Annotated in this window: 12 protein-coding genes and 1 riboswitch; of the genes, 1 reads left to right on the top strand and 11 read right to left on the bottom strand. The window is 31.1% G+C overall.

Annotated features, from left to right (window positions below; all coding sequences use genetic code 11):
* From ribH to ACJAX4_RS05575, 10 genes are all read right to left on the bottom strand, one after another.
* A partial coding sequence (gene ribH / locus ACJAX4_RS05620) for a 6,7-dimethyl-8-ribityllumazine synthase (RefSeq protein WP_435788473.1) occupies nucleotides 1–310 on the bottom strand: 310 nt, incomplete at its 3' end.
* A 69-nt stretch (nucleotides 311–379) separates the two neighbouring features.
* On the bottom strand, nucleotides 380–1,582 hold the full coding sequence (locus ACJAX4_RS05615; RefSeq protein ID WP_435788472.1) for a bifunctional 3,4-dihydroxy-2-butanone-4-phosphate synthase/GTP cyclohydrolase II: 1,203 nt from the start codon (nucleotides 1,580–1,582) through the stop codon (nucleotides 380–382).
* A 50-nt stretch (nucleotides 1,583–1,632) separates the two neighbouring features.
* Nucleotides 1,633–2,283 carry a riboflavin synthase gene (gene ribE / locus ACJAX4_RS05610; RefSeq protein WP_435788471.1) on the bottom strand — a complete coding sequence of 217 codons (651 nt, stop codon included), beginning with the start codon at nucleotides 2,281–2,283 and terminating at the stop codon, nucleotides 1,633–1,635.
* A 58-nt stretch (nucleotides 2,284–2,341) separates the two neighbouring features.
* Nucleotides 2,342–3,439, bottom strand: a complete 1,098-nt coding sequence (ribD, locus tag ACJAX4_RS05605) for a bifunctional diaminohydroxyphosphoribosylaminopyrimidine deaminase/5-amino-6-(5-phosphoribosylamino)uracil reductase RibD (RefSeq protein WP_435788470.1) — start codon at nucleotides 3,437–3,439, stop codon at nucleotides 2,342–2,344.
* 265 nt (nucleotides 3,440–3,704) lie between these two features.
* Nucleotides 3,705–3,817: riboswitch (FMN riboswitch) on the bottom strand.
* A 51-nt stretch (nucleotides 3,818–3,868) separates the two neighbouring features.
* Nucleotides 3,869–5,068: a methionine gamma-lyase gene (megL, locus tag ACJAX4_RS05600; RefSeq protein WP_435788469.1), complete on the bottom strand. Its 1,200-nt coding sequence runs from the start codon at nucleotides 5,066–5,068 to the stop codon at nucleotides 3,869–3,871.
* 184 nt (nucleotides 5,069–5,252) lie between these two features.
* Entirely contained in the window at nucleotides 5,253–6,824 is a 1,572-nt protein-coding gene (locus ACJAX4_RS05595; protein WP_435788468.1) for a sigma 54-interacting transcriptional regulator, read from the bottom strand.
* A 24-nt stretch (nucleotides 6,825–6,848) separates the two neighbouring features.
* Nucleotides 6,849–7,328, bottom strand: a complete 480-nt coding sequence (locus tag ACJAX4_RS05590) for a hypothetical protein (protein ID WP_435788467.1) — start codon at nucleotides 7,326–7,328, stop codon at nucleotides 6,849–6,851.
* Between the two features lie 32 nt (nucleotides 7,329–7,360).
* Nucleotides 7,361–9,340 carry a DUF4153 domain-containing protein gene (locus ACJAX4_RS05585; RefSeq protein ID WP_435788466.1) on the bottom strand — a complete coding sequence of 660 codons (1,980 nt, stop codon included), beginning with the start codon at nucleotides 9,338–9,340 and terminating at the stop codon, nucleotides 7,361–7,363.
* 20 nt (nucleotides 9,341–9,360) lie between these two features.
* Complete coding sequence (locus ACJAX4_RS05580) at nucleotides 9,361–9,570, bottom strand: helix-turn-helix domain-containing protein (protein ID WP_435788465.1); 210 nt, start codon at nucleotides 9,568–9,570, stop codon at nucleotides 9,361–9,363.
* A gap of 24 nt (nucleotides 9,571–9,594) precedes the next feature.
* Nucleotides 9,595–10,089, bottom strand: a complete 495-nt coding sequence (locus tag ACJAX4_RS05575) for a DUF2975 domain-containing protein (protein ID WP_435788464.1) — start codon at nucleotides 10,087–10,089, stop codon at nucleotides 9,595–9,597.
* 320 nt (nucleotides 10,090–10,409) lie between these two features.
* On the opposite strand from ACJAX4_RS05575, the gene ACJAX4_RS05570 reads away from it, so the two are divergent.
* Nucleotides 10,410–10,958: a phosphatase PAP2 family protein gene (locus tag ACJAX4_RS05570; protein ID WP_435788463.1), complete on the top strand. Its 549-nt coding sequence runs from the start codon at nucleotides 10,410–10,412 to the stop codon at nucleotides 10,956–10,958.
* Between the two features lie 110 nt (nucleotides 10,959–11,068).
* Here ACJAX4_RS05570 and ACJAX4_RS05565 read toward each other — a convergent pair whose 3' ends face one another.
* Nucleotides 11,069–12,319, bottom strand: a complete 1,251-nt coding sequence (locus tag ACJAX4_RS05565) for a putative bifunctional diguanylate cyclase/phosphodiesterase (RefSeq protein WP_435788474.1) — start codon at nucleotides 12,317–12,319, stop codon at nucleotides 11,069–11,071.
* Between the last annotated feature and the right edge of the window lie 93 nt (nucleotides 12,320–12,412).

The following is a 12,412-nucleotide window of genomic DNA, read 5'->3' as shown; positions in this document are numbered from 1 at the left end:
TTACAGATGCAATCCCTTTAGTAACTTCACCAGATACATACTCAAAATGTGGTGTAGCACCCCTTATAACTGCGCCTAAACATATTACGCCATTGTACTTACCAGATTTAGCCATCTTTTTCGCAATTAGCGGCATCTCAAATGCGCCAGGCACCCATGCAATTTCAACATCCTCTTCTTCCACTCCATGACGTTTTAATCCATCTAGTGCCCCTGATAATAATTTCCCACCTATAAATTCATTAAACCTTGCAACTATTATTCCAAATTTTAAACCTTCTGCTATTAATTTACCCTCATATATTTTCATTTCTTTTCCTCCTATTTATTTATTGTTTTTTAACTTTTACGTATTCCATTAAATAAAATAACGTCTAGATTATTTTAAGTGAAGTAAGTGTCCCATTTTATTCTTTTTAGTTTCTAGATAAAACTTGTTTCTTTCATTATGATTCATCTCTATAGCTACTCTTTCAACTATTTCAATACCATAACCTGAAACTCCAGTGATTTTTTTAGGATTATTAGTCATCATTCTTATCTTCTTAGCGCCTAGAAGTTCCAATATCTGAGCTCCTATACCATAGTCTCTCATATCTACTGGGAAACCTAAAGCTATATTTGCTTCCGCAGTATCCATCCCACTATCTTGAAGACTATAAGCCTTTAGCTTATTAATCAACCCTATTCCACGTCCTTCTTGTCTCATGTAAACCAGAATTCCGCTTCCCTCCTTCTCTATTGCTTTCATCGCTGCATCATATTGTTCCCCGCAATCACATCTACTCGAACCTAACGCGTCTCCAGTAAGACACTCAGAATGAACCCTTACAAGTACAGGCTCATCACTATTTATTTCCCCTTTGACGAGTGCTACATGGTGTTCTCCATTTATTTTATTTTCAAATCCATAAATTTTAAACTCACCATATCTAGTTGGCATTTTAGCTTCTGTAACCATTTCAACTAGGCATTCAGTTCGTCTTCTGTAAGCAATTAAATCCACTATAGTAATTATCTTTAAATTATGTACTTTAACATAATCCATAAGCTGTGGAACCCTGGCCATTGATCCATCTTCATTCATGATTTCGCAAATAACACCTGCGGGATATAATCCAGCAAGCCTTGCTACATCAACTGCTGCTTCAGTATGGCCTGCTCTTTTTAATACCCCACCTTCTTTTGCAGCTAGTGGAAATACGTGTCCAGGTCTATTAAAATCTTTTGCCGTAGCTTTATCATCTAGTACCTTTAATATAGTAGTTGCTCTTTCTTCCGCAGATATTCCTGTAGTAGTCGTTATAGCATCAATAGACACAGTAAAGGCTGTTCCATGAGCGTCTGTATTGTTTTCAACCATTTGCTTTATATTTAGCTTTTCTAATCTTTCTTTAACTATAGGCATGCATATAAGTCCACGGGCATGCTTTGCCATAAAATTTATGTTTTCGGCTGTAGTTTTTTCTGCCGCTATGATTATATCACCTTCATTTTCTCTATCCTCGTCATCTACCACCACAATCATTTTTCCATTCTTAACATCTTCTAGTGCTTCCTCAATAGTATTAAATTTAAACATACTTACACCCCTTAATTTTTTTTATTAAATCTCCGTACTGTAACGAAAATTTATGCAAATCCATTATCTCGTAGAAAATCTACACTAATAGGTTTCTTATCATTTGTTGCATTGCCATGCTTTAACAATTTCTCAACATACTTTGCCAGCATATCACTTTCCAAATTAACCTCATCACCTATGCTTTTAATTACTAACGTTGTTTCGTCCTTTGTATGAGGTATAATGGATACTTTAAACTTTTCATCATCCACAAATGCTACCGTTAAACTAATGCCATCAATTGTTATTGAGCCTTTATGTACAATATATTTTAATATATCTACTGAAGTTCCTATGGATACCCATGTGGCGTTTTCTTCTTTACGAGTGTCTATAACGGTTCCTATTCCATCAATATGTCCACTTACCATATGACCACCTAGTCTATCAGAAAGCCTTAAAGCTCTCTCTAAATTCACCCTAGAACCTGTTTTTAATTTACCTAGATTACTGTTTCTTATCGTCTCTGCCATCACATCTACACTAAAGCTATTTTTATTGAATTCTGTTACCGTAAGACATACACCGTTTACGCAGATGCTATCCCCTACCTTTGTATCTTTTAGAATAGTTTCTGCTTTTATGGTAATTCTAGCTGACTTTGTTCCTTTTTCTATTAATTTGACCTCACCAATTTCCTCAATTAAGCCTGTAAACATATATTCACATCCTTTCCATTTACGATGCATATCCAACATTTTCAATTTATTGTTATCTCTAAATGTTAGTAACGTAAGCCTCTATCATAATGTCTTCGTCAAATCTAGTTACCTCAGCATCACGAAGCACAAAACAGTCACTTACATGCTCTATTCCCTGCCCTCCTACTGGAGTTTTTAAAGCAGTTCCACCAAATATTTTAGGAGAAATAAACGTAATAACTTTATCTACTATACCTTCTTGTAGTGCGGAATAATTTAAAGTGCTACCTCCTTCTAAAAGAATACTATCTATTCCCATATCACCTAGTACTCTCATCAATTCATCTAAATTCACCCAGCCATTTTTACCCTTTGTGACAATAACTTCAGCGCCCATTTCTTTAATAGCTTCAATTTTATTATCATGTGCAAATTCTGTTGTTGCTATAATAGTTCTTGTTTTATCATCACACTTTAATACTTTTGATTCTAAGGATATTCTTGCTTTGCTATCAATAACTATTCTTATAGGGTTTTTACTTGTTTTATCTTGTCTTCTAGTAGTAAGTGCTGGGTCATCCGCAATCACAGTTCCGATTCCCACCATGATTCCAGTCACCTTTTGCCTTAATTCATGCACATATGATCTAGATTTTTCATTACTTATCCACTTTGAATCACCAGTATATGTTGATATTTTACCGTCTATTGTCATTGCAGTCTTCATAATGCAAAAAGGTTTTTTCTGGGTTATATATTTTATAAATATTTCATTTGTTTGTCTTATTTCCTTGTCCAATATGCCTACAATTACATCTATCCCATTACTTCTAAGAATTTCTATTCCACGCCCTGAAACCTGTGGGTTAGGGTCTACCATTCCAACTACGACCTTAGCTATTTTATTTCGCACTATAGCCTCTGCACAAGGCGGCGTTTTCCCATAGTGAGAGCAAGGTTCTAAAGTTACATACATTGTTGCACCTTCTACGTCGTAGTCGGAATTTTTAAAAGCATTTACTTCTGCATGCGGCCCACCAAAATATTCATGATAGCCTTCTCCAATTATTCTATTATCTTTTACAATAACAGCACCTACTAAAGGATTAGGATTCACAAATCCCACAGCTTTTTCAGATAATTCAAGTGCCCTTTTCATATAATAATTGTCCAATTTATCACCCCTAGTTCCATAATTGTAGTGTAAGTCTAAATTAGTATTTCATATCTTAGTATGTATAATTTTTATAAAATAAACTCATAAAAATTAATAAAAGCCCTGAAAACAATGTTTTCAGGGCTTAATAATCTAATTACATATCTAGCTAAATAATCACCTACAGTGATGCCTACTAAATATATTCATTATTAAAATATAAAATTAATTTCATAACTATCTTAATAGTTGATAAATAAAACATCTTATATCTTTCGTTATTATTCTCCTTCTCTCATCCAGACTTTACTGTCGGCTCTGGAATTATACCAGATCTACCTTTCGGCTCGCGGGCTATACCGCCGGTTAGGAATTAAACCTACCCTGAAGGATTTATTAAATTTTTCAACTTAAGAATAACACTTTGTTATTTTTATGTCAAGAAGTTTATCTAATTAGATTAAGAGCCTGATCCAAATCACGAATAATATCTTCAACATTTTCAAGACCTACTGCCAATCTTATTAGACCATCCGTTATACCAGCTTCTAATCTTTCTTCAATAGAATATGGTGAATGAGTCATTGAAGCAGGGTGTTCAATTAACGTCTCAGCATCTCCTAAACTAACAGCTATACTGCAAAGTTCCATGGAATTTAAAACCTTTTTACCTTCTTCAATTCCACCCTTTATTTCGAAAGCAATAATTCCACCTGGAAGACTCATTTGCTTCCTTCCTAATTCATATTGTGAAAAACTTTTAAGTCCTGGGTAATATACTTTTTCTACCGCTGGATGAGTCTCTAAAAACTCAGCTACAACCATTGCATTTTTACAATGCCTTTCCATTCTTAATTCTAGTGTTTTCATTCCTCTTATAATCAAAAATGCATCAAAAGGACTTAAATTAGATCCTGTCATATCCTTAACACCAAATAATCTAACTTGATCTATAAATGCTTTAGATCCAATAGCAAAGCCAGAAATTACGTCACCATGTCCATTTATGAATTTAGTTCCAGAGTGCACTACAACATCTGCACCTAGTTCTAACGGTCTTTGTATGTAAGGAGTACTAAAAGTATTGTCCACTATAACTATACAGTTTTCTCGAGCGTGGGCAATTTTTGATATCTCTTCAATATCCGTTATAAGTAGTGTTGGGTTTGCGGGTGTTTCTAAGAAAATAACCCTTGTATTTTCTTTCATAGCGTTTCTAACATTTTCTACATTTGATACATCAACAAACGTAACTTCAACACCATATCTTGATATCCCATGAGCCAAAAATGCATGAGTACAGCCATAAATAGTTTGGGCGCAAACCACATGATCTCCTGCCTTTAAAGCAGTCCACATAGTTGATGATATAGCTCCTATGCCCGATGCCATAGACATACATGCTTCTCCACCTTCAAGCATTGCTAATTTTTCTTCTAAAATGGTATTAGTAGGATTTCCGAGTCTTGTGTAAATATAACCCTCTTCTTCTCCTGCAAATCTCTTTCCACCTTGCTCCGCAGTATCAAAAACAAAAGTAGCTGTTTGATGTATTGGAGTAGCTAGCGAACCATATTGATCCTTTTTATTTCCACCATGTATTGCTTTAGTTGCAAATCCACTATTACGTAAATGTTCTCTATCCATTTTAACTCCCCCTAGATTTATTAGTTCTCATAATAAATACATAAGCAATTATGGTGCCATTTGGTACTACACTACTATAATTACCCACTATATAATAGGCTGGAATTTTTTATAACCATTAACGAATAAAAATTGTAAATAATACTTTCCATATGGAAAGTATTATTTACAATTTTAATCATAACTAGCAATCATGCAGCTTATATTTCTTTATTTTATTTATAATAGTAGTGTGCGAAACCCCTAAATCCTTTGCCGTTTTTCTCAAACTTTGATTCTTTGCAAGGGCTGTTACTATAGCCTTTTTTTCACAAATCTCCACCACTTCTTTAAGCTTTAAAGATTTATTCTCATGCAAATCAATCTTAATATGATCATTACTTACTATCCCTATATCTATAATATGATTCTGTAAGGTTATAAATTGCCCATCACACAAATTCATAGCCCTCTCAATTACGTTTTGCAATTCTCTTATATTACCTGGCCAATTATACTTAAGCAATTTATTTATAAACGAAAGTTCTGCTCCCTTTATTTCCTTATTTAATTTTCTATTGAATTTAAGAATGAATAGATTAACTAAAGATGAAATATCCGAAAGTCTTTCTCTAAGTGGAGGAATAATTATTGGAATAACATTCAATCTATAATATAAATCTTCTCTGAATTTTCCATGCTGGATCATCTCTTCTAGATTCCTATTTGTAGCCGCCATTATTCTTACATCTACCTTTTCTTCTTTTGTACTACCAATCTTTCTAATAACTCCTTCTTGAAGAACTCTTAAAAGCTTCGCCTGTAAGACCATAGATAATTCGCCTATTTCATCTAAAAACAAAGTTCCACCGTCAGCCTCTTTAAAAATCCCTTCTTTTCCGCTATTCATTGCCCCTGTAAAGCTACCCTTTTCATATCCAAAAAGTTCACTTTCTATTAAATTGTCTGGAATAGCAGCACAACTTATAGTTATAAAAGGTTTGTTTTTTCTTTTACTTAATCTCTGAGTTGCCTTTGCAAATAGCTCTTTACCCGTTCCACTTTCTCCTCTAAATAGTAAAGTAGAATCGCTCTTAGCTACAGTTTCAACTGTTTTTTTTACCATCTCAATCTTACTGCTACTTCCTATAATTTCTTTAAATGCACCTTCAGTAGTTCCAGAAATAACATTTGCAAGCTCTATAGCCTTATGCATATCCTTAATAGACGCAACTGCCCCTATGGTAATATTGTTATCATCTATAACCGGTCTGCCTGTAGTTAGGTAATGTATTTCTCCTCTTTCTGTTTTTATATTAACTTCTACGTTATCATATTTTATACCACTATTTATAAGGTTAACAGCTGGGGCATCCCCACCTATTAATTGTCTAATATCTGTACCTATAGCATCCTCTTTTTTACAATGAAATACTTTCTCACAATAGTTATTGAATATATCTATTTCAAATTTTCTATTTATAACCATTATCCCCTCATCTACTGAATCTAGAATAGCCAAAAGTTTTCTTTCATTTTCCTCATAATTAAGTAAGTTGATTTCATTAACCATAACAACATCTTCTATTGCACAAAGGTTGCTTTTTAATGTTTCTTTGTCGTTGTCATCCATATTTTGTATCTTAACGTATATTTTTTTAGGAAACACTTCTACAGAGTGGAGGTTTATTTTTGCCTTATAAATTTCTTCTAATATTATTACAGTTATTCCGAGCCTATCTTTAGCTATTATTTCAAATCTAATGTTTTTCTCCATGTTGTCTCCTCCGCATATGTTCAATTACTGAAAGTGTTCAATTACATAAAGTAGTTTTGTATCAGGAACAAATATTAAATATAATTTTGAAGAATCACTTTTCCACTTTCTAAAATATCTATATTGACTTTTAAAGTTTGGCATGTTATCTAATGGAATACTTAGAACTTTAATAAATCCCATTATTTCTGATTGTAGAACTTTCATTATTGCTAAATCTACAACTTCATTTTCATTATTATCCCATTTTAAAGATAGGTTGACATCCTCTATATTTTCATATTCAAATATGCTATATCTTTCTCCATCACCATTAAAACTCGATCCACTGTCTGTTGAATAAATTTCTTTACATGGTTCGGGTAAACTAATAGACCAATTCAAATTGATGATTTCAGTATAGGGTTTATTCACGTATAAATATATAGATGTTGTTATTAAAAATATCACCCCCATTATAGCAGACACAACCCCTAATAAGTTCAGTCTTGTTTTTTGTTTCATCTTACATCCCCTCTAATACTGTAATTATTAATTTAATTTTGATCCAATATTTTTCTAGCTTTATATTTAGAATAGTTAAATTCATACCAGGAATTCTCTTCTGCTAAATCTTTCTTCACTTCATCTAAATAACTGTTAATCCCTCTAGCAATAGAAGCGTTAGGATCATCTTTTAGCTTTAATATCTCTGGAATAGCGTCGTAGGATAAATCCCTTAAATATTGCACATCAATCTTTTGGGTTTTATAATATATATCTATATTCTCTTTTGCTATGATTTTGTCTACATTAATGTAGTTTAATATTACAAACATACTCAAAACAATTACTATTAGAATTTTATTAAGTGACATTTCCCTATTCCAAATTCCAATTAGAGCTACTATAAATAAAATAAATAACATAAGCATAAATAAATGAACAAAAATTCTTAAATAAGTAAATCCAAAGGTTTGTTCATATAGTGACATTTTATAATGAGCTGAAAATAACATGTTTAGAGTGAATGCTACAAGCGTGGTTAAAAATATATTGCATATTGTATTTACTGTCTTATTATCTTTTTTAATAAATTTCATAGTACTAATCAATATAGTAAAATTAATTATTGTTACAGCCACAAGCTCAAAGAAACCTTTTCTTGCATATTCAGAGTATGTGAGATCACCAGCAATAAAGTTATTTGCCCCCCCATAAAGATAGGAAAACTGTATTATTGAAAATAATAGATATACTACATTAATCATAAAAATAATTGTTAACATAGTAACTGGCTCCCACTTCATCATCGTGTTTTTATTTGTACTCTCATAATAACTATATTTAAAACTCCATATATATGAAAAAATAATTGTAAAAGCTATGATTATAATTACCGAACGGTTTATAATTTCCCCTATACTTATATTCTCAAATATACTTGAAAAATTAGTTACATAGCGCTTGAATACCATATCTGAGGATGTTAATAACACTAAGATAATAACTAATAATGGTATAGAAATAAGTATTCCTCTTAAAATGTTTTTGTTTATAGAGCTTATCCCTTTTTTATTTCTCACCACTATATTCCGCTTTATAAACATGAATGGCTTGCAAACATTTTCCAAAATAGCTATACTACCTCTGTTTATAACACTTCTTATTAAATTTGAACTATCCCATTTTATATTCTCATATCTAATTAATACTGTACTCACTGTAATAAGTAAAATAAGCATAATTCCATTAAACAAGTTTAGAATACTATTAGAATGAACACCATAATTTACTGCAATTAAGAATGTAGGAATAATGGTAATGAATCCTACATTTTCTTTGAATTTAGTTTCTTCCCTAGTGCTCCAAAAGAAAAATCCCATGAACATAATGTAAAAAATAGGAACGGATACACCAAATGAGTTACCAATAAAAAATCTTTCGTAAATTATTGATAAAACAAGTGCAAACCCTATAGTACAGATTTTTTCTCTCATTTTAATTTTAGAATCTATGATTTTTATTTCTTTTATGCGTTTTTTCTTTAACAGTTTCATACCTTCATACTTAAAACTCGGATAAGCTACAACTAATTTTTCCACTGCATCCAAGCAATCTTCATTATATTCACTTTCTATACACTGCTTAACTAAAAGTATTAAGTAATTTATAATAGACTTATTAAATTGTTCACTTTCGGATAGGCTAATCCATCGAAGGCCCTCAATATAGTAATTTCCTACAGTTTTTTTATTCTCTTTAAGTGAAAAATCTAAATCTCTATTTTCATCCTCTAAACTAATAAAATAAGTTTCTATATCCGAACTAACCTCTTTATCTAGTTTAAAAATAATTTTAAAAGGTACATTAAGTTGATCTGTAATTTCACGTTCAATTACATTGGTAGCACTTTCATTCTCTTTAATTTCATCTATCATAAAAATATTGATAGGCTCCTTATTTCCTTTGTAACCATGTGCCATAAGAACCATATTATCCTTTAGAATAATAGCTTGAACATACCTCTTATCCATATAAATCCCCTCCATTAATTTTAAGATTCTTCTCTGTATTCAAGAATATCACCTGGTTGGCAACAAAGTTCTCTGCAAATAGCTTCTAATGTACTAAATCTAATAGCCTTTGCTTTGCAAGTCTTTAATATAGATAAATTTGCATTTGTTATTCCAACCCTGATTGATAGTTCAGACAAGGATATCTTTCTTTTCGCCATCATAACATCTAAGTTTACGACTATTGCCATAATAACCCTCCTTGTTGTTTACCATTATATTGTAAACTCATTTTCTTCTTTGACTTCAATAGCTTGCTTGAAAACCTCCGATAAAATTAGAATAAACCAACCAACAAAAAAGAATATTAAAAATTCAATGTCAGTATGTATTCCGCTAGAGTCAACGTAAGCAATATTAAAGTCTTTATATTGACCATTTATAACAAAATTTATAGCATAACAAAATGAGATAGCAAAACACAGCAGTGATATTCTTTTTAAATAAATTACATTATCTCTAATAAATGGTGTTACATTTATTAGAGAATAAACTATTTTTCTAAGATTAAATAAAATTAATATAATCGAACTTCCTCCCACCGCAAATAATATATATGTGATAATGAATCTATCCCATGTAGTATCTACTCCTTTTTCCACTAATGTTTGTTTTAACATTATAAAATAAATAACTATACCAATGATAATCATAATATCTAATGATATTTTTAATAACGATGCTAAAGACATTTTCCCATAATATTTCATTTCATACTCCTTCATCTATAATATTTTCTATACTTTCAATAATACTACAATACTAACCATTTATCAATATATATTTATTGTTTTTCAATAAATATAGTTTAAAAACTTTTTTAACTGTGTATTAAATTGTAATATACATTTCATTTTTAACAATTTTTATACCAAATATTATATATGTATCTATTAATTGTAGCTTTTGATATAATATTAAGAGTGTCTTGTGACTTTATTTAAATTCATCAGATTATTATTCAATGTAATTTAGAGAGGATGGTTAAATTAAAATGCACTATTATTTAACGAGTTCCATGAGTTTGGGATTGGATGAATTTTTCATTGCTATTTCGAAATCTTCAGACCCTACTTTTCAAATTTTAATAAGCCTATTAGTTTTTGCTATATTATATCTTCTAAATAACAAATTGGAAGCCATTTGCTGTGTATTTAATATTGGCTTTACTGGCGCTAGCAACTTAATATTTAAAAACATAGTAAAAAGATCTAGGCCCATGGGAATAAGATTAATTGAATCTCATGGATATGGTTTTCCTAGCGGTCATTCTTCAATCTCTACTGCTATAGGTATAGTACTTATTTACTTTATATTAAAACGAATGAAAAATAAAAAAGCTGCCTATTTAATTAGTGTTTTTATAGTTGCTTATTTAGTTCTTGTAGGAATTAGTAGAGTTTATCTAGGTGTTCACTATCCAACAGATATTTTGGGTGGCTGGTTTCTCGCTGGAGTATGGTCTTATATTACTATCATGATTTATAAGTTCTGTATGAAAAAAGGTGTGAATAAGTTTTTAGATAAATATTTCACTATTAAACTTAATATTTTTAAACACAAATCAAAATCTACTTAGTTTCAATAATTAAAAAACACCCTAATTATTCGATGATGAATAATTAGGGTGTTTTTTAGTTACTATTTATCTAAACCTTATCTATAAGTCCGCCTTAAAAGGTCCTATTACTACTCCAAATTTATTTTTCTTTCCATTAAATTTTGAATATCATTTGCTGGAATAGGTTTACTAATTAAATATCCTTGAATAGCATAACTATTTAATTCCCTTAGAATAGTAAATTGCTCCATGTCTTCCACACCTTCTACCACAACTTTAATATTTAAGCTTTGTGCCATAGCAATTATTACTTTTACAATTGCTATATTTTGTGTACCTTCCGTAATGTTTATAATTAACGACCTATCTATTTTTAAAATATCAACTGGAAGCCTATTCACATAACTTAGCGAAGAATAGCCTGTTCCAAAATCATCCAAGGCAATACTCACACCTAAAGCTTTTATTTTATTTAAGGTTTTGATTGTTAAATCAACATTTTGCATTGTCGTATTTTCAGTGATTTCTAAAACAAGATGTTTGGGATTCAGATTTGTTTCTTTTAAAGCATTACTAACAATATCTACAAAATCACGTTGCTCTAATTGTTTAAAAGTTATATTCACTGTAACGTAGATTTCAAGTCCAGTATCCCGCCATTTGCTACACTGCATGCAAGCTTCTCTAAGTACCCACGCTCCCAGTTCAATAATATAACCGTTGTTTTCGGCCATAGGAATAAAATTCGCTGGTGGTGTTATTTCATCTTTCTCAAGCGCTTTGTATAATCTACTCTCTAGAATAAGGTTAGTTAGTCCTGCCTTATTCATATGCCCCGAATATAATCTATAGCAGCTACCCCCACTATTTTTTGCTTCATACATGGCAATATCTAAATTTTTCATTAGGCTAGATGTATTCATTCCATCGTCAGGGTATATACTTACCCCTATGCTTGCAGATGTATATATCTCACTTTCCATATATATAAAGGATTCTTTTAATACATTTCTGATACGGAGAGCCAACTTTTCAGCATCTCCAGATGAACTTATGTTATCCTGTAATATAATAAATTCATCCCCGCCAATACGTCCAACTACATCTTCAGAAGCTATAACATTTTTAAATCGAGCACCTACCTTTTGAATTAAAATATCCCCTACATCATGACCTAAACTATCATTAACTTTTTTAAAATCATCTAAATCTATAAATAACAAAGCGAATCTTCTCCCATTATTTTTTCTGTTAACTATTGTTGTGTTTATAGTTTCCATTATCTTCTTTCTGTTGGCAAGACCAGTTAGCGTATCAATGTTTGCAAGTTCCAAATTTTCCTGTTCTATTTTTTTCTTTCCAGTGATTTCATTAAACATTAACGCAAAATAACCTTCTTCAAAACTGTAGACTGAGGCTGCAAACCACTTTTTCGCATTTTCAAAATACACTTCGTCAATTTTTTTCTTACC

This window comes from Clostridium sp., assembly GCF_051278035.1.
In the GTDB taxonomy this organism is placed as follows: domain Bacteria; phylum Bacillota; class Clostridia; order Clostridiales; family Clostridiaceae; genus Clostridium_AD.
Note: the sequence above shows the minus strand (reverse complement) of the source record. Positions and strands in the feature narration are given on the sequence as shown.